Source organism: Pseudomonas sp. PB101 (assembly GCF_009764265.1).
GTDB lineage: Bacteria > Pseudomonadota > Gammaproteobacteria > Pseudomonadales > Pseudomonadaceae > Aquipseudomonas.
Map to the genome: position 1 here is coordinate 382423 of NZ_RWIR01000092.1, position 19978 is coordinate 402400.

Below are 19978 nucleotides of genomic sequence, written 5' to 3' on the forward strand. Positions count from 1 at the left end.
AGTCCCGCTTAACGCCATTCATCAGAGCGCTAAAGTGGAATTATTCTGGCTGTTTCAATATAAAACAGATGGAATAATGGTAGTTAGAAGGCATTCCTTAAGAAAATCAGCGTCACGAGAATGGTGTCTTTTTCAATGCCCCAATCGCAGCTCACCCTTTCCTTTAAGTGCTATTATTCTGGCAGTTATAGCGCCCTAATGAAGGAATATTGGCACATGGCCAAGAAGACAGCTCCACTCTTGCCCGCCGCTTCCAGACTACTTTCCGAGTTCGGCGAGCGACTGAAACTCGCTCGCCTACGCCGCAAACTCACTGCCAAACAAGTTGCCGAGAGGTCGGGCATGTCCCTGACAACCTTGCGTTCCCTGGAATCAGGTGGCTCAGGGGTGACCATCGGCGCCTACCTGTCTGTCATGCAGGTTCTGGGGCTGGAAAAAGACTTGAACAAACTCGCGGCAACCGATGAGGTGGGCCGTCAACTGCAAGACGCACAACTCAAATCCAAGGCAACCTCCGCTCAAGACTCAAACCGACGAGTACGCAGAATAAGCACAGTAAAAAAAGCCCCTCCGACACCTGAAAAAGACGCCGGAGTGATTGAAAGTGCCACCCAGACAGAAGATCTATCCGCTGACTTCCCCTTCAACACCCAGTCACTTTCCAATCTGTTGAGCAAGAAAAAAACCAAGCCCGCGACAGGTGAAAAATGACGCACATTGCGGTGTATGCCGATTGGGAGTCCTTGAATGGGCCCAGACGTCTCGGTTTTCTGCATGCCCGAAAGGCCCGCTCCACAGAAGTCTTCGAGTTTGAGTACGACACTGCTGCGCTGGCGGATCCCGAGTTGAACTTCACACCCCTAGACCCTCGAATCGGGCTCTATGAAGGTCGTCAGTTCCCGGGGCAGCATCAAAGCCGGTTTGGCGTGTTCGCTGATTCAAGCCCGGATCGGTGGGGCCAATTACTGATGAAGCGACGACTGGAACGCGATATCCGCGACGGCCTGGCTGCCAAAGGCAGCAAGCTTCACGAGTCGGACTTCCTGTTAGGCGTACATGACCTCTATCGGGTCGGTGCGATCCGCTACAAGCTCAATGACCAAGGCAATTTTCTCGATGATCGTGATGGCGTGGCCGCCCCCCCGTTCATTGAGCTGCGGGCTTTGGAGCAAGCGAGCCGAGCGCTGGAAAACGATCCGGACAACACCTCACTCGATGGCCGCGAGTGGCTGAGAATGCTGATCGCACCTGGAGGCTCACTGGGTGGCGCACGCCCCAAGGCCAGCGTTGCAGACGAGCAGGGGCACTTGTGGATTGCCAAGTTCCCCAGCACCCGCGACGACTATGACATTGGCGCTTGGGAGCTGGTGGTGAATGCCCTGGCCAATCATTGTGGCCTTCGAGTCGCGACCGGCATCGCCCGACGCTACGCCAGTGATCATCACTGCTTCATGGTCAAGCGCTTCGACCGCACAGATCGGGGTGGTCGCCTGCACTTTGCCTCGGCCATGACCATGACTGATCGAGTTGACGGTGACGATGCCTCAGTCGGCGCAAGCTACCTTGAGCTGGCCGAAGTGCTCATGGAACACGGTTCGCAAACCAACGCAGACCTACGGGAGTTGTGGTCACGAATTGTGTTCAACATCCTGGTCTCCAACAGCGACGATCACCTGCGTAACCATGGTTTTATCCTTGATCCGGGTCGGGGATGGCGATTGTCTGCCGCCTATGACATGAACCCGGTGGCCCACGCCGACGGCTTGAAACTAAACATCACAGATACCGACAACGCCCTGGATCTGGAACTGGCCCGGGAAGTGGCGGAGTATTTTCGGGTCAGTCGTATGGATGCAGAAAACATCATCGAGAGCTTCAAAGAAGTCGTCAGCCAATGGTCAACGCTAGCAGGGGCTCTGGGCCTATCGAAACGTGAACAGGATAATATGGCGCCTGCATTTCGATTGGCGGAACCTAAGCAATGAACCTCGCCCCCAACCTCCCCGACGACCACTTGATGCAGCAACTCATGCAACTGCTGCATGAAGAACTCGGCTTCCCCGAACGCAAAACCATAAGCCTGACCACCTCGATCAACTTCGACTTGGGCTGCAACGGTGCAGACGCCCGGCATTTGATCGAAACCCTGGAAGACCACTTCGCCATCGACTTCGTGGATTTCGACAGCTATCGCTATTTCCAGCCCGACGGCTTTGACGTGAATCTAAAGCGAAAGGCCAAGGGTCGCGGCGAGAAGGTGCCATTGACCATCGGCATGCTCTATCGGGCTATCAAGACCCAACGCTGGGACACGGATGAGCTAGAAGGCCTGTAACGGCCCGACGCATGCCCGCGAAAAACTGAATCTCGCGCACAAAAAAGCCGCCCCGAGGGGCGGCTTCTTCGTTAGCTCAATCCAACACTTACAGCTTTGGACCCGCAGCCTTGATCGCGTCGCTCACTTCGAACTTCTTGAAGTTCTCGACGAACAGGCCGGCCAGTGCTTTGGCGGCTTCGTCGTAGGCGGCTACGTCGGCCCAGGTGTTGCGTGGGTTCAGCAGGCCAGTCTCAACGCCCGGTACGGCCAATGGCACGTCGAGGTTGATGGTGTCCAGGTGCTCGGTTTCGGTACCGATCAGCGCGCCGCTCTGGATCGCTGCGATCACCGCACGGGTGGTCGGGATGTTGAAGCGCTTGCCGACGCCGTAGCCACCGCCGGTCCAGCCGGTGTTGACCAGGTAGACCTTGGAGCCGAAGCCGCGGATGCGCTTGATCAGCAGTTCAGCGTATTCGCCGGCCGGACGCGGGAAGAACGGTGCGCCGAAGCAGGTGGAGAAGGTCGACTTGATGCCGCTGCCCGAACCCATTTCAGTCGAGCCAACCAGAGCGGTGTAGCCGGACAGGAAGTGGTAGGCCGCTTGCTCTTCGTTGAGGATCGACACTGGCGGCAGCACGCCAGTCAGGTCGCAGGTCAGGAAGATCACAGCGTTCGGCTCGCCACCGAGGTTCTTCTCGGAACGCTTGGCAACGTGCTCCAGCGGGTAGGCGGCACGGCTGTTCTGGGTCAGGCTGACATCGGTGTAGTCGGCGTGCTTGGCGTCATCGATGACGACGTTTTCCAGGACCGCGCCATGCTTGATGGCTTTCCAGATTACCGGCTCGTTCTTCTCGGACAGGTCGATGCACTTGGCGTAGCAGCCGCCTTCGATGTTGAAGACAACGCCTTCGCCCCAGCCGTGCTCGTCGTCACCGATCAGGTAACGGCTTTCGTCGGCCGACAGAGTGGTCTTGCCGGTACCGGACAGACCGAAGAACAGGGTCACGTCGCCCTCTTCGCCGATGTTGGCGGCGCAGTGCATTGGCAATACGTCGGCAGCCGGCAGCAGGAAGTTCTGCACGGAGAACATGGCTTTCTTCATTTCACCGGCGTAACGCATGCCGGCGATCAGCACTTTCTTCTGTGCGAAGTTGATGATCACGCAGCCGTCGGAGTTGGTGCCGTCACGCTCTGGCACGCACTCGAAGTTGGCCACGTTGAGGACCTGCCACTCGTCACGACCCGCCGGGTTGTACTGGGCCGGGTTGATGAACAGGCAACGGCCGAACAGGTTCTGCCAGGCGGTCTGGGTGGTCATCTTCACGGCCAGGTAGTGCTCGGAAGCCGCACCTACATGCACGTGGGAAACGAAATGCTCTTGCGCGTTGTTGAAAGCTTCAACACGGTCCCACAGGGCGTCGAACTTGTCGGCCGGGAACTTGCGGTTGATCGGGCCCCAGGCGATGGCGCCCGTGGTGCTCGGCTCATCAACGATGAAACGATCGACTGGCGAACGGCCGGTACGGTGACCGGTACGAACAACCAGTGCGCCGGTATCGGCAAGCTCGCCTTCACCGCGGTTGAGGGCTTCTTTAACCAGATCATCAACACTCAGATCGGTGTACACGGCGTTATTGGCTTGCGTCATGAGGTTCCCCGTCGGCCAGTGGCCGAGTGCTCCAAACGTTTTTGTAGTAGAAAGTCGTGCACTACTACCGCGAAAAAAGTGGGCCGGATTATGCCAGAAAAGCCCAAAAAGAGTAGGCCCCTCCTGTCGTAACGGCGTTAATCCGGCGCAAGGCAGTGAATTTACCTGCGCTGAACCGTTTTAGTGACGGGTATCTGACGGCGTCTCGATGCCCGCACCCGCGAACAATTGAGTGACATCGGCCGCGTCGAACAGATAGCGCTGGTTGCAGAACTGGCAATCGATCTCGATGTTGCCACCGTGTTCTACCACCAATTGTTGCGCGTCCTCCACACCCAGACTGACCAGCGCATTGGCCGAACGTTCGCGCGAGCAACTGCAGCGGAAGCGCAACTTCTGCACATCGAACAACCGCACCTGCTCGTCGTGGTACAGGCGATGCAGCACGGTTTCGTTGTCCAGGCCCAACAGCTCATCGGCGGTCAGCGTACCGCCCAGCGTGGTGATGTGCTGCCAGCTGGCGGCGCGCTCGTCTTCGTCTTTCAAACGGTCGGCAGGCAGTTGTTGCAGCAGCAGGCCACGGGCGCGACGGCCATCGGCGTACAGCCAGAAGCGTGTGCCGACTTGCTGGGACATGACGAAGTAGTTGGTGAAGCACTCGGACAGGGTGGCGCCGTCGAGGTCGACGATGCCCTGGTAGCGCTGGCCCTGTTTCGGGTCGATGGTCAATGCCAGCACGCCGTCCGGCATCAGGTCGGCCAGGGTTGCATCGGCAGCGATGCGGTCCGCGTCGTAACGGGCCAGACCACGGATGTCGCGCTCGCTGGAGCACTCGATCATCAGCAGCGGGATCGGGCCTTCGGAACGGGCCTGCAGAATCAGCAAGCCATCGAACTTCATCGTGCCGACCAGCAACGATGCGGCCGCCATCAGCTCGCCGAGCAGTTGCGCGACCGGCTGCGGGTAGGCGTGCTTGGCCAGGACTTCGGCGTAGCTGAGCTCCAACGAGACCAGCTCGCCACGGGTGTCGCTGTCATCGAAGATGAAGCGTTGGGTGAAGTCGTTATCCGCTTGATCGGTCATAGGTCTGGGTATCTGAAGTGGTGAAAAAGGTGACAGGAAACAGGAAATTTTCCTTGCGCCAGCCCTCGGGGGCGCAATGTTCGGCCATGAAAGGCATTTTATGAACAATCCGGGCCTGATCCAAGCAAGGTGGACAAGCGCCGACGGATTCCGGGTCGTTTCCCGCTCTGCACTGCTGGCAATCTGGTTATGGCCTACAGGTCAGAGACTGTGTGCGATTTTCGACGAGCGGCGGTTTGTTCAACTCAAAGCGACGCTGGCGATTCACCCGATATGGATGCGCAGGCCGCCAATTGCAAGTGCGCAGACCCTCGATCCCTTCAATCGCCGTGGCTGTCACCACGAAACTTGAACAGATCCCGCCGCTGCTTCTTGCTCGGCTTGCCGTCGGTGCTCACGCCCAGGGCGCCCGCCTTTCTTTGCGCCGCCGCCTCTTCGCGCTTGGCGATGCTGGCTTGTGTCTCGGCATACAAGGTCTGCGCCTCCGGGGCGCCACGGCGAACGATCGACAACGCCTGGACCACCACTGTGCGCTCATCGAAACCGGCGCGTATCACAAACTCATCGCCGACCCGAGGCTCTTTACCCGGCTTGCAGCGTTCGCCCCGGCAATGCACCTTGCCGCTTTCAATGGCCGCCTTGGCCAGGGCGCGGGTTTTGTAGAATCGTGCAGCCCACAACCATTTATCGAGGCGGACTTTGTCGTCCTCTTCGTTTTTTTGTGCCATGGAATTTCCTCATTCTGAAATATTGGTGAACTGTACTACCGTTTCTCTCGTACCAAGAATTTCACCGGAGCGGATTACAATGCACCTATTCCAGAACCTCACCGAGGGACTGGAAATCCGGGCCGTAGATATCTGTCGCCTTTTAATCATTATTCTGCGTGAATACCGCGAATCCGGCCGCGTGCGGCCCGAGCGGTTTCTACCGGTTGAGCACTTTTGAAGACATTTGACCATTTGACCGTTGTCGGTCTGCGCGAGTGGGTGGCGCTCCCGGATTTGGGAGTCGCGGGCCTTCGGGCAAAAATCGACACCGGTGCCAGCACCTCAAGCCTCCACGCCACCGAAATCGAGCTGTTCGAGCGCGATGGTGAGCAGTGGGTGCGCTTTACCGCCCACCTGGGTTCCGTCGTCCAACTACGCCACCGGCGCTGCGAAGCACCGTTGGTGACGATGAAAACCATTAAAAGCTCAAACGGTCACGCGCAGGTGCGATACGTGATCAGCACCACCCTGGCCCTTGGTGATCGGGTCTGGCGGGTCGAGTTCACGCTCGCCTGCCGCAAGTCCATGCGTTATCGCCTGCTGCTCGGCTCCAAAGCCCTGATCCACGGCCAGTTGGTGGTCAATCCGGGCATCAAGTATGTACAAGACAAGCCGGTGTTCCCGGTATCTACCTCCTCCACAGGTGTTGCATGAAGATCGCTGTGCTGTCGCGGAACCCGCGTCTGTATTCCACCCGCCGCCTGGTTGAAGCCGGTACCGAACGCGGCCATGAAATGGTGGTGGTCGATACCCTGCGCGCCTACATGAACATTGCCAGCCACAAACCGCAGATCCATTACCGCGGCAAACCGCTGGAGGGTTTCGATGCGGTGATTCCACGGATCGGTGCGTCCGTGACCTTTTATGGCTGTGCAGTGCTGCGCCAGTTCGAAATGATGGGGGTGTTCCCGCTCAACGAATCGGTGGCCATTGCCCGCTCGCGGGACAAGCTGCGCTCGCTGCAATTGCTCTCGCGGCGCGGGATCGGTTTGCCGGTTACCGGTTTCGCCCACTCCCCCGACGACATTCCCGACCTGATCGAAATGGTCAACGGCGCACCGCTGGTGATCAAGGTGCTGGAAGGCACCCAGGGCATCGGCGTGGTGCTGTGCGAAACCGCCACGGCCGCGGAATCGGTGATCGAGGCGTTCATGGGCCTCAAGCAGAACATCATGGTGCAGGAGTACATCAAGGAAGCCGGTGGTGCGGACATTCGCTGCTTCGTCGTCGGTGACAAGGTGATTGCAGCGATGAAGCGCCAGGCCAAACCCGGCGAATTTCGCTCCAACCTGCATCGCGGTGGCAGCGCGAGCCTGATCAAGATCACACCCGAGGAGCGCATGACCGCATTGCGAGCGGCGAAGGTCATGGGGTTGGCGGTCGCTGGTGTCGACATCCTGCGATCCAATCATGGGCCTCTGGTGATGGAAGTGAACTCGTCGCCGGGGCTTGAGGGGATTGAGACCACCACCGGGAAGAATGTGGCGGGGATCATCATTGAGCATCTGGAGAAGAATGGTGGGCCGAATATGACTCGGACCAAAGGCAAGGGTTAAACCTCAAGCCTTGTGGCGGCAGGGATGCCGCCTTCGCGGGCAAGCCCGCTCCCACAGGACTTTGGGTTGGTAGCGATATTTCGGCTAGCCACAATCACTGTGGGAGCGGGCTTGCCCGCGATGGGGCCATCAGCCTCACTGAAAAAAATCAGGCTTAAACGGCATCCCTCGGCAACATCAACCCCAGCGGCAACCGCACTCGAGCTTCCAGGCCACCGCCCGAACGGTTGCGCAGTTCAACATTTCCGCCGTGCATCGAAGCAATCCGTTTCACGATCGCCAGGCCCAGACCGGTACCCTTCCCGCCGCGGGCACGATCACCACGGGTGAACGGGTTGAAGATGGCCTCCAGCTCCGACGGATCGATCCCGGCGCCACGGTCCATGACGCTCAGGACCACGTACGGTGCGGCCGTGTCCCCGGAGACGTACGCCGCCACTTCCACACCGCTGCCGGCATGATGCAACGCATTGCCGATCAGGTTGTTCAGCAGTCGTTTCATCGACACGCGACGCAATGGAAACGGCTGGATCGGCTCCAGGCGCAGCCGCACTTTCTCTTCATTCTGGTTGTAGGGTGCAGCGACTTCGCGGACCAGGTCGCTCAGGTCAACCTCCTCCACGGACTCGTCACGCCCGTCACGAATGAACGCCAGGAACTGGTCGAGAATCGCATCCATGTCTTCGATGTCACGCACCATGTCGTCGGTCAGATCGGTGCGATCGCCCATCAATTCCAGGGACAGGCGCAAGCGGGTCAACGGTGTGCGCAAGTCGTGGGACACCCCGGCCAGCATCAGCTCGCGCTCGCGACCGGCCTGCTCGACGTCTTCGGCCATCTGGTTGAAAGCGCGATAAACCTCTGTCATTTCACTCGGTGTGTCGCTGATCGGCAGGCGCACACTGCGACCCTGCCCCAGTTGCCGCGCCGCGTACACCAAGCGTTTCAAAGGCTGGTTCAGCTGGCTGACGAAGATCCATGCCGCCGCCGTGGACAACAACCCGATAGCGAGGAACCAGCCCAGCACGTTCCAGATTTTCTGACCGCGCAGTGGGTGCGGATACAGCGGAACCTTGAGCCAGCCCTCACCCAGGCTTGGCGCTCGAACCCATAACGCCGGCGGTGCATGCATGCGCAATCGCACTTCGGTGTCAGCCCCCAGCTCAGCCTGCATCTGCCGCTGATAGATCTCACTGTAGGGCCAGTGTTGCTCGCCTTCCGGCACCCCGGCCCCGACCACTCGTATCAGGGGCACGGAACCTGCGATCTTTTCACGGTTTTCTTCATCGGCAGCCCAATAGGCACGCAGCGTCAGGGCGACACCGTGGCTGTATTGGCGGTCCACCAGCACGTCTTCGTTCATCAGCAGATAAACCAGGGTCAGCGCCTTGGAGAAGAGAACAACGATAAGCACCAGCCAAAGGGTGCGAGAGAAAAAGCTCTGGGGGAACCAAACGGGGGTTTTCATGGGTAACCGTTAAACACTTGCAGGAGCGAGCGATGCTCGCATATTGCGGATCGCGAGTCTGCGGACTGGATCAATTGATCCAGTCCGCATGACCCGCTCCTACAAATCGCCAATCACTTGGTGGCGGTACCATCCGGCACAAACACGTAGCCCACGCCCCAGACAGTCTGGATGTAGCGCGGTTTGGACGGATCGGGTTCGATCATCCGGCGCAGACGGGAGATCTGCACATCGATGGAACGCTCCAGGGCATCCCACTCGCGGCCTCGGGCCAGGTTCATCAACTTGTCGCGGGTCAGCGGCTGACGCGCGTTCATCACCAGGGCCTTGAGTACAGCGAATTCACCGGTGGTGAGCATGTGCACTTCTTCGCCGCGCTTGAGCTCGCGGGTGGCCAGGGACAGTTCGTAGTCACCGAAGGTCACGCTTTCGTCTTCGCTGCCCGGGGCGCCAGGCACCGGAGCCGACTGGCGACGTAATACCGCCTTGACGCGGGCCATCAGCTCATCGGGGTTGAACGGCTTGGCCAGGTAATCGTCGGCGCCCAGTTCCAGGCCCTTGATGCGGCTCAGCTCGTCGCCCTTGGCGGTCAGCATGATGATCGGAATCTGGTTGTTCGCACCGCGCAGACGGCGGCAGGCGGTCAAGCCGTCTTCACCGGGCAGCATCAGGTCGAGGACGACCAGGTTGAACACTTCGCGCGCCAGCAGGCGATCCATTTGCTCGGTGTTCGGTACGGCGCGGGCGCGGTAGCCCTTGCTGACGAAAAAACGCTCCAGCAGGCTGCTCAGCCCGGGATCGTCGTCAACGATAAGAATTTTTTCGCCTTCAGCAATGTTTGCAGTGCTGCTCATTAGATGCTCCTTTGATCTCGGCGCGCATTATGGCGTAGCTGCCGTTATACGCACCGTGTGCATTGTTAGCAGATTTTTCCTTTACCGCCAGAAAACCGGCCACTCAAGCCGCATCCCGCGATACCCCCGAATGCCGGAACGCTGGTTATAATGCGCGGCCTTTTGTGTCAGGCAACATCAGACAGGTACTACAGACGGGCGCCATTTTTTTTCATGGCGCCGGCAGTAATTGTTCGATTTCACGGGTCAACGGGATACCTTTTGATCCAGGTAGCGGCGCAGCCCAGGCCGCTCAACCAGACTCGCCGAGGCCCTATCTCTGCGCCTGCGAGCCTGCTTTCACAATTTGTCAGGTGGTTTTATGGACAGCATCAACAGCCGCATCGCCGAGGAACTCGGTGTACGCCCACAACAGGTCGAAGCGGCCGTCGCGCTACTCGATGAAGGCTCAACCGTTCCCTTCATCGCCCGTTACCGGAAAGAAGTGACCGGCAGCCTCGACGATACGCAATTGCGTCATCTGGAAGAGCGCCTGCGCTACCTGCGAGAACTCGACGAACGGCGCATCAGCATCCTTGCCAGCATCCAGGAGCAGGGCAAGCTGACCCCGCAACTGGAACGCGACATCAAGCTCGCCGACACCAAGACCCGCCTCGAAGACTTGTACCTGCCGTACAAGCAGAAGCGCCGCACCAAGGGCCAGATCGCCCTGGAAGCCGGCCTCGGCGAACTGGCCGACGGCCTGTTCAACGACCCGTCCCTGAGCCCGGAAAACGAAGCCGCACGCTTCATCGACGCGGAAAAAGGCGTGGCCGATGTAAAGGCTGCCCTCGAAGGCGCCAAGTACATCCTGATGGAACGCTTCGCCGAAGACGCCGGCCTGTTGGACAAGCTGCGCAACTATCTGAAGCAGGAAGCCACCCTCAGTGCCCGCGTGATCGCCGGCAAGGAGGAGGAAGGCGCCAAGTTCCGCGACTACTTCGAACACGACGAACCACTCAAAAGCATGCCGTCGCACCGCGCGCTGGCAATTTTCCGTGGCCGCAACGAAGGCATCCTCAGCTCCGCGCTGAAAGTCGGCGATGAGCTGCCAGGCACCATGCACCCGTGCGAAGGCATGATCGGCCAGCAATTCGGCATCCAGAACCAGAACCGCGCCGCCGACAAATGGCTAGGCGAAGTGGTGCGCTGGACCTGGAAGGTCAAGCTCTACACCCATCTGGAGACCGACCTGCTGGGCGAGCTGCGCGATGGCGCGGAAACCGAAGCGATCAACGTATTCGCCCACAACCTGCACGACCTGCTGCTGTCGGCCCCGGCCGGCCCGCGCGCCACCCTGGGCCTCGACCCGGGCCTGCGTACCGGTTGCAAGGTCGCCGTGGTCGACTCCACGGGCAAACTGCTGGATCACGCCACGGTTTACCCGCACGTGCCGCACAACAAGTGGGACCAGACCCTCGCCGTGCTCGCCGCCCTGTGCGCCAAGCACTCGGTGGACCTGATCGCCATCGGCAACGGTACCGCCAGCCGCGAGACCGACAAGCTGGCCGCTGAACTGATCAAGAAGTACCCGGCCATGAAGATGACCAAGGTCATGGTTTCCGAGGCCGGTGCATCGGTTTACTCGGCGTCGGAGCTGGCTTCCAAGGAATTCCCGGACCTCGACGTGTCGATCCGTGGCGCCGTGTCGATTGCCCGTCGCCTGCAAGACCCGCTGGCTGAGCTTGTGAAGATCGATCCGAAATCCATCGGTGTCGGCCAGTACCAGCACGACGTATCGCAACTGAAACTGGCCCGAGGCCTGGATGCGGTAGTCGAAGACTGCGTGAACGCCGTCGGCGTCGACGTGAACACCGCTTCCGTGGCGCTGCTGGCACGGATCTCCGGCCTCAACGCGACCCTGGCGCAGAACATCGTCAGCCACCGCGACGAGAACGGCGCGTTCAAGACCCGCGCCGCGTTGAAGAAAGTCGCGCGACTGGGTGAAAAAACCTTCGAACAAGCCGCCGGTTTCCTGCGCGTGATGAACGGCGACAATCCCCTGGACGCCTCCGCGGTGCACCCGGAAGCCTATCCACTGGTGCAGCGTATCGCCGCCGAGACTGATCGCGATATTCGTTCGCTGATTGGCGACAGTGGCTTCCTCAAGCGCCTGGACCCGAAAAAATTCACCGACGAAACCTTCGGCCTGCCAACCGTCACCGACATCCTTCAGGAACTGGACAAGCCAGGCCGCGACCCGCGTCCCGAGTTCAAGACCGCCGAGTTCCAGGAAGGCGTCGAAGACCTCAAGGACCTCGAGCTGGGCATGATCCTCGAAGGTGTGGTGACCAACGTGACCAACTTCGGTGCCTTCGTCGATATCGGCGTGCATCAGGACGGTTTGGTGCACATCTCCGCGCTTTCGGAGAAGTTCATCAAGGATCCACGCGAAGCGGTGAAAGCCGGCGACGTGGTGAAAGTGAAGGTCATGGAAGTCGACATCCCGCGCAAACGCGTGGGCCTGTCGATGCGTATGAGCGACACGCCGGGCGAGAAGATCGACGGTGCTCGTGGCGCGCGTCCGGGGTCGGCGCCACGCCAGTCCCAGAACACCGCACCGCGCAAGGAAACCACGCCGGCGGCTCCGGCCAACAACGCCATGGCTTCGCTGTTCGCCAACGCCAAGCAGCTGAAGAAACGTTGATGGACACCCCTGCCGGGTACACCGAAAGCGCCTTTTTCAAGCTGCTGGGCTGTCGCTTGCACAGCCTGGAAACCGGGGTGGCGCAAGTCGCCCTGGGGCTGGAACCGGAGCTGCGCAATCGCGCCGGTAAACTGCACGGCGGGGCTTTGTTCAGCCTGGTGGACATTGCCATGGGGCTGGCCTGCTCCAGCTCCCACGGCTTTGACCAGCAGAGCGCGACCATCGAGTGCAAGATCAACTACATCCGCGCCGTTTCTGACGGCGAGGTGATGTGCACGGCGCGGGTGATCCACCCGGGCCGGCGCACACTGGTGGTCGAGGCCGATGTGATGCAGGGCGACAAACTCGTCGCAAAAGCACAAGGCACGTTCGCTGTCCTGTAGCTAGATGTCATCGATTTGAGTTAATTTCGGCGCTAAGACCTGTAGGAGCGAGCTTGCTCGCGATGAACGTCAGGGCGCCGTTTTCATTCAGGCACCCCGCGTTATCGTTAACCTCCATCGCGAGCAAGCTCGCTCCTACAAAACCAGGCGAAAACGCCAGTTTTAACTTCACCCTTGTAGACCGTCTTGCCCACCCCCATATTGGGGCGACTGACGCGTGAAGGAATCCAACTTGAGCGAACTTCTCAACCGCCGCCTGGCCCTGCTCGGCGAGCGCGCTAACCTCTCTCTGCTCGAACAGTGCCTTCACGGCATCGAACGTGAATGCCTGCGCGTGACCGGCGAAGGTCGCCTGGCGCAAACGCCGCACCCGGAAGAATTGGGTTCCGCGCTGACCAATGAACAAATCACCACCGACTACTCCGAGTCGCTGCTGGAGTTCATCACTCCGGCCCTGCCCGACCCGGCGGACACGCTGGCGAGCCTGGACAGCATTCACCGTTTTGCCTACAGCAAGCTCGGCAACGAGTACCTGTGGAGCCCATCGATGCCGTGCCCGTTGCCGGCCGAGGAAGACATCCCGATCGCCTATTACGGCACGTCCAATATCGGGCAGCTCAAGTACGTCTACCGCAAAGGCCTGGCCCTGCGTTACGGCAAGACCATGCAATGCATTGCCGGTATCCACTACAACTTTTCGCTGCCGGAAAAACTCTGGCCGTTGCTCAGGCAGGCCGAAGGCTTTGTCGGCACCGACCGCGATTACCAGTCGTCGGCCTACATCGCGCTGATCCGTAACTTCCGCCGCTACAGCTGGCTGCTGATGTACCTGTTCGGTGCCTCGCCGGCACTGGACGCCGGCTTCCTGCGCGGTCGTTCGCATCAGTTGGAGCAACTGGATCCGCACACCCTGTACTTGCCGTACGCGACCAGCCTGCGCATGAGCGACCTGGGTTACCAGAGCAACGCCCAGGCCGGCCTGACGCCGTGCTACAACGACCTGGCCAGCTACACCGACAGCCTGCGCAAAGCGGTAGCCACGCCGTACGCACCATACGTCGAAGTCGGCACCCACCAGGATGGTGAGTGGGTACAGCTCAACACCAACATCCTGCAGATCGAAAACGAGTACTACTCCAACATCCGCCCGAAACGCGTGACCTACACTGGCGAGCGTCCTATCCAGGCGCTGGTGGCCCGGGGCATCCAGTACGTTGAAGTGCGCTGCCTGGACATCAACCCGTTCCTGCCGATGGGCATCGACCTCACCGAGTCGCGCTTCCTCGACACGTTCCTGTTGTACTGCGCGCTCAACGACAGCCCGCTGCTGACCAACACCAGCTGCAACAACGCAACCTCGAACTTCCTCAGCGTGGTCAAGGAAGGTCGTCGTCCTGGTCTGCAACTGCAACGCGATGGCCAGCCGGTTGACCTGAAGGAATGGGCCGCTGAGCTGCTGGAAAAGATTGCCCCTCTGGCCGCGATGCTCGACCAGAGCCATGGCGGCGACGCCCACAGCAAAGCGCTGGACGCCCAGATGGCCAAGGTTCGGGATCCTTCCCTGACGCCCTCGGCCCAGGTGCTGGCAGCGATGGCCGAGCACAAGGAAAGCTTCGCCCAGTTCTCCCTGCGCCAGAGCCAGGCCCACGCCGAGTTCTTCCGCAGCGAGCCGTTGGCGGCTGAGGAACAGGCGAAGTTTGAAGAGCGGGCGCGTTCATCGCTGGCTCAGCAGACTGAGCTGGAACAGAACGAAGTCGGTGATTTCGATGTGTTTGTCGGGGCGTACCAGGCGAGCATTCTGGCGATCAGCAATTAACCGTCGAAGGTCCTGCGGACCTTATCGCGAGCAAGCTCGCTCCCACAGTGGATTTTCAGTATTCGCACAATTGTGTGAACACCGCTGAACCCTGTGGGAGCTAGCCTGCTAGCGATTGACCGCGAAGCGGTCGCACCTCAATTTTCCTCTCATAAGCTAATTCTAAAAAGTTATTTATTTTCGACTTCTTAGATCATTTAGTCTCCTTATCACGCCGACACTCGGTCGCCTGACAAGGAGCTTTCTGATGAAACTGACTTTCCCTCTACGCTTGCTGGCGGCCGCTACTTTGGCAGCAGCCAGTTTGCTCGCCCAGGCGGCCGACGTCACCGTCGCCTACCAGACCACCGTTGACCCGGCGAAAGTCGCCCAGGCCGACGGCGCTTACGAAAAAGCCACCAAGGCCGATATCAGCTGGCGCAAATTCGACAACGGTGCCGACATCATCGCTGCCATCGCCTCCGGCGACGTGCAGATCGGCTACCTCGGTTCCAGCCCACTGACCGCTGCAATCACTCGCAAAGTCCCGGTGGAAACCTTCCTCATCGCCACCCAGATCGGCGCCGCCGAAGCCCTGGTCGCCCGTGACGGTTCCGGGATCAAGACCCCGCAAGACCTGATCGGCAAGAAGATCGCCGTGCCGTTCGTTTCCACCGGCCACTACAGCCTGCTCGCCGCGCTGAAGCACTGGAACATCGACCCATCGAAAGTCACCGTCCTCAACCTGGCACCGCCAGCGATCATCGCCGCCTGGAAACGCGGTGACATCGACGCCACCTACGTCTGGGACCCGGCTCTTGGTGTGGCCAAGGAAAACGGCAAGGTACTGATCACCTCCGGCGAACTGGCCAAGTTCGGTGCCCCGACCTTCGACGCCTGGATCGTGCGCAAGGATTTCGCCGAGAAGCACCCGGAGATCGTCACCGCGTTCGCCAAAGTGACCCTGGATGCCTACGCCGACTACCGCAAAGACCCGCAAGCCTGGCTCGCCAATCAAGGCAACGTCGACAAGCTGGTAAAACTGTCCGGCGCCAAGGCCAGCGACATTCCGCTGCTGCTGCAAGGCAACGTCTACCCGTTGGCGGCTGATCAGGTCATCACCCTCGGCGCGCCGACCACCAAGGCCATCACCGACACAGCGGCGTTCCTCAAGGAACAAGGCAAGGTCGAGGCCGTGCTGCCGGACTACGCGCCGTACGTCAGCGCCAAATTCATCACCAACTGATCGGGAGTCAACGCGATGGCTTTGCTACAGCTGGAGCGCATCAGCGCACAGTACCCCGGCAACCCGGAACCGGTGTTGGCGGATATCTCCCTAAGCCTTGGGCCCCGGCAATTGCTGGTTGCCCTCGGCCCGTCCGGCAGTGGCAAGACTTCGCTGTTGAACCTGATTGCCGGTTTCGTCGAACCCAGCGCCGGGCGCATCACCCTCGACGGCGTGCCCGTCAAAGGCCCGAGTGCCGAGCGCGGCGTGGTGTTCCAGGACGACGCGCTGTTGCCGTGGCAAGACGTGCTGGCCAACGTCGGCTTCGGCCTGGAGCTGGCCGGCATCGCCCGGAACAAACGCGAGGCCCGCGCCCGGGAAATGCTCGCCCTGGTCGATCTTTCCGGTTTTGAACAGCGCCGCATCTGGCAGCTTTCCGGCGGCCAGAAGCAGCGAGTCGGCCTGGCCCGCGCCCTCGCCGCCGACCCGCGCGTGTTGCTGATGGACGAACCTTTCGGCGCCCTCGACGCCTTCACCCGCGAGCAGATGCAGGAGCTGTTGCTGCAAGTCTGGCAACGCACCGCCAAACCGGTGTTCCTGATTACCCACGACATCGAAGAAGCCGTGTTCCTCGCCACCGACCTGATTCTGTTGGCGCCCAACCCGGGGCAAATCGTCGAGCGCCTGAGCCTCGATTTCGGTCAGCGTTATGCCGCCGGTGAGTCGGCCCGCTCGATCAAATCCGACCCGCGCTTCATCGAAACCCGCGAACACGTACTCGCCAAAGTGTTCTCCCAACGCAGCGCCGCCCAGCGGCAGGAGCGCGCATGAGCAGTTATGAAATTCCCGTCGCGGCGATAAAGCCAGGCACCCCCGTGACTGCGCCACGACGCAGCTTGAGCACGCGCTGGATCAGTGTGCTGACGTTGGTCGCTCTCGTTGCCATTTGGTGGGCCGTGACGGCGACCGGTTTGATCGAGCCGCTGTTCCTGCCACCACCTTCGGCCGTGCTGCAAAAAGGCTGGCTGCTGGCGACCTCGGGTTATATGGACTCAACCTTGTGGCAGCACCTCGGCGCGAGTCTGAGCCGCATCGGCCTGGGCCTCGGTTTTGCGATTCTCACCGCCGTGCCGGTGGGCATCGCCATCGGCGCCAACCGTATCGCCCGTGGCGTGCTCGATCCGCTGATCGAGTTTTACCGGCCGATTCCACCGCTGGCCTACCTGCCGCTGATCGTGATCTGGTGCGGCATCGGTGAATTGTCGAAAGTGCTGCTGATCTACCTGGCGATCTTCGCCCCGATTGCCATCGCCACCGCCACCGGTGTGCGCACGGTCGACCCGGCCAAATTGCGTGCCGCACAGTCGCTGGGCGCAACGCGTGTGCAGTTGATCCGCCACGTGATTTTGCCGAGTGCCTTGCCGGACATCCTGACCGGTGTGCGCATTGGCCTCGGTGTCGGTTGGTCGACGTTGGTCGCCGCTGAATTGATCGCCGCCACCAGCGGCCTGGGTTTCATGGTGCAGTCGGCCGCGCAGTTCCTGGTCACCGATGTGGTGGTGCTGGGGATTCTGGTGATCGCGCTGATCGCCTTCGCGATGGAGTTGGGCCTGCGTGCCCTGCAACGCAAACTGGTGCCGTGGCATGGCCAGGCCCACTGATGACTCCCACAAAAAACACGGCACCCGGATTCAAGAGAACCACCATGAGCCAACTGACCATCGTCCCCCTAAGCTCTGCCCTCGGCGCGCAAATCAGCGGCATCGATATCAGCCAACCGCTGAACCCGGAGCAGCGCGATGCCATCGAGCAGGCCCTGCTCAAGCATCAGGTCCTGTTCTTCCGCAACCAACCGATCACGCCGCAGCAACAGGCACGCTTCGCGGCGAATTTCGGCGACCTGCACATTCACCCGATCTACCCGAATGTGCCGGAGCAACCGCAAGTGCTGATCCTCGACACCGCCGTCACCGACGTGCGCGATAACGCGATCTGGCACACCGACGTGACCTTCCTGCCGACCCCGGCCATGGGCGCAGTGCTCAGCGCCAAGCTGCTGCCGGAGTTTGGCGGCGATACGTTGTGGGCCAGCGGGATTGCGGCGTATGAAGCCCTGTCGGCGCCGATGAAAACCTTGCTCGAAGGCCTGACCGCCACCCACGAGTTCACCCGTTCGTTCCCGCTGGAGCGCTATGGCAACACGCCCGAGGCGCTGACCCAATGGGAAGAAGCACGACGCAAGAATCCGCCGCTGTCTCACCCGGTGATCCGCACGCACCCGGTAAGCGGACGGCGCTCGTTGTTCGTCAACGAAGGTTTCACCTCGAAGATCAACGAACTGTCGGAAACCGAAAGCGAGGCGATTCTGAAGTTTTTGTTCGCCCACTCCACGCGGCCGGAATTCACCATTCGCTGGCGCTGGCAGCAGGACGACATCGCGTTCTGGGACAACCGCGTGACCCAGCATTACGCGGTGGATGATTACCGGCCGGCGCGGCGGGTGATGCAGCGGGCGACGGTGTTGGGGGATGTGCCGTTTTTCAGATAGATGACTGCTGCGCAGTCAATCGCTGGCAAGCCAGCTCCTACAAAGACCCATACATTCTGTAGGAGCCGGCTTGCCGGCGATGCGATCTGCAGGTTACTCAGCCGTCGAAGGCTTCTCCCAAAGATTGATCCCGCCCTCTTGGGCAAACCGGTCAATCTCCGCCAGCTCATCCGCACTGAAGCTCAGGTTCTTCAACGCCCCGACGTTCTCGATGATCTGCTCGGGCCGGCTCGCGCCGATCAATGCCGAAGTGACCCGAGGATCGCGCAGCGTCCAGGCCAGCGCCAGTTGCGCCAGGCTCTGGCCACGACGTTTGGCGATTTCGTTGAGCGCACGAACCTGCGCGATGTTGGCGTCGGACAAATGCGCTGCCTGCAACGAACCACCGCCCGGACGATTGACCCGCGCATCCGCCGGTACGCCGTTGAGGTACTTGTCAGTCAGCAATCCCTGCGCCAGCGGCGTGAAGGCGATCACGCCCGTGCCGAGTTCATCCGTGGTGTCCAGCAGGTCTTTTTCCACCCAGCGGTTGAGCAGGTTGTACGCCGGTTGGTGGATCAGCAACGGCACCTTCCACTCCTTGAGCAACGCCGCCATTTCCCGGGTTTTCACCCCGGAATAGGACGAGATGCCGATGTACAACGCCTTGCCCTGTTGCACCGCTGTGGCCAGTGCGCTGGCGGTTTCTTCCAGAGGCGTGTCCGGATCAAAACGGTGGGAATAGAAGATGTCGACGTAATCCACGCCCAGGCGTTGCAGGCTCTGGTCGAGACTGGCCAGCACGTACTTGCGCGAACCGCCGCCCTGACCGTAAGGGCCAGGCCACATGTCCCAACCGGCCTTGCTGGAAATGATCAGTTCGTCGCGGTACTGCTTGAAGTCTTCGCGCAGCAGACGGCCGAAGTTGATCTCGGCGCTGCCATACGGCGGGCCGTAGTTGTTGGCCAGGTCGAAATGGTTGATGCCCAGGTCGAACGCTGTACGCAACAACGCGCGCTGGGTATCGATCGGCGTGCTGTCGCCAAAGTTGTGCCACAGGCCCAACGACAGCGCGGGCAGCACCAGACCGCTGCGGCCCACGCGGCGGTAAGGGATGGAGTCGTAGCGGTTTTCGGCAGCGGTATAAGTCATCGAATCCTCTCTTGTCGGTCTTGAATCTGGTATCGACTGCTTTGCCAGTCGCCCAGCATACGCCCGCGCGGACACCAGAAAAGCCGGGATTCGACTAATAGCTGAAACGTTTCACAAAAAACCCGATCTGCCCGCAGCATTGAACAAGGCAGCGACAGGCTTGCGCGATCAGGGTCGACAGGAACACAGTCGCCAAAGCAACGAACAGGCGATACCTGTCGCAAGGATGGAGCAAACCATGCACACCACGATCATCATCACTTTCGGCCTGGTCCTGCTCGCGATGATGCTGTTCATCGGCGAGAAACTCGGCTTCAGCCGCCAGACGCTCACCTTCAGTTTTGTGATCCTGTGGCTGGCGCTGACGGTGATCAACGGCGCCATCGGCATAGTGTCCGCCGGTCAGTCGCTGAGTACGGAACTGGGGATCGGCACGATGGTGTTCAGCATTCCGGTGGCGGCGCTGGTGTTGTTCATGGTGCTCAGCGCCGAGAGCTGAAAGCCCCGGCGCCCT

19 protein-coding genes are annotated in these 19978 nt (G+C 60.6%); 13 read left to right on the top strand and 6 right to left on the bottom strand.

What is annotated here, in order from left to right; genetic code table 11:
- Positions 1–216 precede the first annotated feature (216 nt).
- From EI969_RS29235 to EI969_RS29245, 3 genes are read left to right on the top strand one after another with little or no spacing between them, the layout of a single operon-like run.
- Positions 217–711 (top strand): transcriptional regulator, encoded by a 495-nt coding sequence (locus EI969_RS29235; protein ID WP_160390749.1) that lies wholly within the window; start codon positions 217–219, stop codon positions 709–711.
- Entirely contained in the window at positions 708–1985 is a 1278-nt protein-coding gene (locus tag EI969_RS29240; protein ID WP_160390750.1) for a type II toxin-antitoxin system HipA family toxin, read from the top strand. Before EI969_RS29235 ends, EI969_RS29240 begins: the two co-directional genes overlap by 4 nt.
- Entirely contained in the window at positions 1982–2335 is a 354-nt protein-coding gene (locus EI969_RS29245) for a DUF1493 family protein (RefSeq protein WP_160390751.1), read from the top strand. The genes EI969_RS29240 and EI969_RS29245 overlap by 4 nt, the downstream gene beginning before the upstream one ends.
- A gap of 88 nt (positions 2336–2423) precedes the next feature.
- Here the strand turns inward: EI969_RS29245 and EI969_RS29250 are convergent, their stop codons facing one another.
- The 3 genes from EI969_RS29250 to EI969_RS29260 all read right to left on the bottom strand — a co-directional run bounded on the left by EI969_RS29250 (position 2424) and on the right by EI969_RS29260 (position 5776).
- Complete coding sequence (locus EI969_RS29250) at positions 2424–3965, bottom strand: phosphoenolpyruvate carboxykinase (protein ID WP_160390752.1); 1542 nt, start codon at positions 3963–3965, stop codon at positions 2424–2426.
- A 180-nt stretch (positions 3966–4145) separates the two neighbouring features.
- Positions 4146–5048: an Hsp33 family molecular chaperone HslO gene (gene hslO, locus EI969_RS29255; RefSeq protein WP_160390753.1), complete on the bottom strand. Its 903-nt coding sequence runs from the start codon at positions 5046–5048 to the stop codon at positions 4146–4148.
- 320 nt (positions 5049–5368) lie between these two features.
- Entirely contained in the window at positions 5369–5776 is a 408-nt protein-coding gene (locus EI969_RS29260; protein WP_160390754.1) for an RNA-binding S4 domain-containing protein, read from the bottom strand.
- Between the two features lie 234 nt (positions 5777–6010).
- On the opposite strand from EI969_RS29260, the gene EI969_RS29265 reads away from it, so the two are divergent.
- Both EI969_RS29265 and rimK read left to right on the top strand, forming a co-directional pair.
- Positions 6011–6472, top strand: a complete 462-nt coding sequence (locus EI969_RS29265; RefSeq protein WP_174245532.1) for an ATP-dependent zinc protease — start codon at positions 6011–6013, stop codon at positions 6470–6472.
- The gene (gene rimK / locus EI969_RS29270; protein WP_007972871.1) at positions 6469–7374 is read left to right on the top strand and encodes a 30S ribosomal protein S6--L-glutamate ligase; all 906 of its coding nucleotides are present in this window, start codon (positions 6469–6471) and stop codon (positions 7372–7374) included. Before EI969_RS29265 ends, rimK begins: the two co-directional genes overlap by 4 nt.
- 154 nt (positions 7375–7528) lie before the next feature.
- On the opposite strand, the gene EI969_RS29275 is transcribed toward rimK, so the two are convergent.
- Both EI969_RS29275 and ompR read right to left on the bottom strand, forming a co-directional pair.
- The gene (locus tag EI969_RS29275; protein WP_160390755.1) at positions 7529–8842 is read right to left on the bottom strand and encodes an ATP-binding protein; all 1314 of its coding nucleotides are present in this window, start codon (positions 8840–8842) and stop codon (positions 7529–7531) included.
- A gap of 113 nt (positions 8843–8955) precedes the next feature.
- Positions 8956–9696: a two-component system response regulator OmpR gene (gene ompR / locus EI969_RS29280; protein ID WP_047536233.1), complete on the bottom strand. Its 741-nt coding sequence runs from the start codon at positions 9694–9696 to the stop codon at positions 8956–8958.
- Between the two features lie 361 nt (positions 9697–10057).
- Here ompR and EI969_RS29285 point away from each other — a divergent pair, with 361 nt between their 5' ends.
- The 7 genes from EI969_RS29285 (at position 10058) to tauD (ending at position 18333) form a co-directional block, all read left to right on the top strand.
- Complete coding sequence (locus EI969_RS29285) at positions 10058–12382, top strand: Tex family protein (protein ID WP_160390756.1); 2325 nt, start codon at positions 10058–10060, stop codon at positions 12380–12382.
- Positions 12382–12765, top strand: coding sequence for a PaaI family thioesterase (locus EI969_RS29290; RefSeq protein WP_160390757.1), 384 nt, complete (start codon positions 12382–12384; stop codon positions 12763–12765). The genes EI969_RS29285 and EI969_RS29290 overlap by 1 nt, the downstream gene beginning before the upstream one ends.
- A 232-nt stretch (positions 12766–12997) precedes the next feature.
- A complete protein-coding gene (gene gshA / locus EI969_RS29295) occupies positions 12998–14581 on the top strand; it encodes a glutamate--cysteine ligase (protein ID WP_160390758.1) in 1584 nt (527 codons plus the stop codon).
- Positions 14582–14828: 247 nt separating this feature from the next.
- Positions 14829–15806 carry a taurine ABC transporter substrate-binding protein gene (tauA, locus tag EI969_RS29300; RefSeq protein ID WP_160390759.1) on the top strand — a complete coding sequence of 326 codons (978 nt, stop codon included), beginning with the start codon at positions 14829–14831 and terminating at the stop codon, positions 15804–15806.
- Between the two features lie 15 nt (positions 15807–15821).
- A complete protein-coding gene (gene tauB, locus EI969_RS29305; protein WP_150716144.1) occupies positions 15822–16616 on the top strand; it encodes a taurine ABC transporter ATP-binding subunit in 795 nt (264 codons plus the stop codon).
- Positions 16613–17446, top strand: coding sequence for a taurine ABC transporter permease TauC (tauC, locus tag EI969_RS29310; protein ID WP_160390760.1), 834 nt, complete (start codon positions 16613–16615; stop codon positions 17444–17446). The genes tauB and tauC overlap by 4 nt, the downstream gene beginning before the upstream one ends.
- Positions 17447–17490: 44 nt before the next feature.
- Positions 17491–18333, top strand: a complete 843-nt coding sequence (gene tauD / locus EI969_RS29315; RefSeq protein WP_160390761.1) for a taurine dioxygenase — start codon at positions 17491–17493, stop codon at positions 18331–18333.
- Between the two features lie 93 nt (positions 18334–18426).
- Here the strand turns inward: tauD and mgrA are convergent, their stop codons facing one another.
- Positions 18427–19464, bottom strand: coding sequence for an L-glyceraldehyde 3-phosphate reductase (gene mgrA / locus EI969_RS29320; RefSeq protein ID WP_160390762.1), 1038 nt, complete (start codon positions 19462–19464; stop codon positions 18427–18429).
- Between the two features lie 238 nt (positions 19465–19702).
- Here mgrA and EI969_RS29325 point away from each other — a divergent pair, with 238 nt between their 5' ends.
- On the top strand, positions 19703–19963 hold the full coding sequence (locus EI969_RS29325; protein WP_160390763.1) for a hypothetical protein: 261 nt from the start codon (positions 19703–19705) through the stop codon (positions 19961–19963).
- Positions 19964–19978 lie beyond the last annotated feature (15 nt).

Excerpts from the sequence above, each read along its gene's own strand:
- EI969_RS29275 (WP_160390755.1), bottom strand. The coding sequence starts at position 8,842 with ATGAAAACCCCCGTTTGGTTCCCCCAGAGCTTTTTCTCTCGCACCCTT.
- EI969_RS29250 (WP_160390752.1), bottom strand. The coding sequence starts at position 3,965 with ATGACGCAAGCCAATAACGCCGTGTACACCGATCTGAGTGTTGATGAT.
- EI969_RS29285 (WP_160390756.1), top strand. The coding sequence starts at position 10,058 with ATGGACAGCATCAACAGCCGCATCGCCGAGGAACTCGGTGTACGCCCA.
- EI969_RS29325 (WP_160390763.1), top strand. The coding sequence starts at position 19,703 with ATGCACACCACGATCATCATCACTTTCGGCCTGGTCCTGCTCGCGATG.
- tauB (WP_150716144.1), top strand. The coding sequence starts at position 15,822 with ATGGCTTTGCTACAGCTGGAGCGCATCAGCGCACAGTACCCCGGCAAC.
- EI969_RS29240 (WP_160390750.1), top strand. The coding sequence starts at position 708 with ATGACGCACATTGCGGTGTATGCCGATTGGGAGTCCTTGAATGGGCCC.
- EI969_RS29260 (WP_160390754.1), bottom strand. The coding sequence starts at position 5,776 with ATGGCACAAAAAAACGAAGAGGACGACAAAGTCCGCCTCGATAAATGG.
- EI969_RS29290 (WP_160390757.1), top strand. The coding sequence starts at position 12,382 with ATGGACACCCCTGCCGGGTACACCGAAAGCGCCTTTTTCAAGCTGCTG.
- EI969_RS29245 (WP_160390751.1), top strand. The coding sequence starts at position 1,982 with ATGAACCTCGCCCCCAACCTCCCCGACGACCACTTGATGCAGCAACTC.
- tauD (WP_160390761.1), top strand. The coding sequence starts at position 17,491 with ATGAGCCAACTGACCATCGTCCCCCTAAGCTCTGCCCTCGGCGCGCAA.
- tauA (WP_160390759.1), top strand. The coding sequence starts at position 14,829 with ATGAAACTGACTTTCCCTCTACGCTTGCTGGCGGCCGCTACTTTGGCA.
- hslO (WP_160390753.1), bottom strand. The coding sequence starts at position 5,048 with ATGACCGATCAAGCGGATAACGACTTCACCCAACGCTTCATCTTCGAT.
- rimK (WP_007972871.1), top strand. The coding sequence starts at position 6,469 with ATGAAGATCGCTGTGCTGTCGCGGAACCCGCGTCTGTATTCCACCCGC.
- tauC (WP_160390760.1), top strand. The coding sequence starts at position 16,613 with ATGAGCAGTTATGAAATTCCCGTCGCGGCGATAAAGCCAGGCACCCCC.
- mgrA (WP_160390762.1), bottom strand. The coding sequence starts at position 19,464 with ATGACTTATACCGCTGCCGAAAACCGCTACGACTCCATCCCTTACCGC.
- ompR (WP_047536233.1), bottom strand. The coding sequence starts at position 9,696 with ATGAGCAGCACTGCAAACATTGCTGAAGGCGAAAAAATTCTTATCGTT.
- EI969_RS29235 (WP_160390749.1), top strand. The coding sequence starts at position 217 with ATGGCCAAGAAGACAGCTCCACTCTTGCCCGCCGCTTCCAGACTACTT.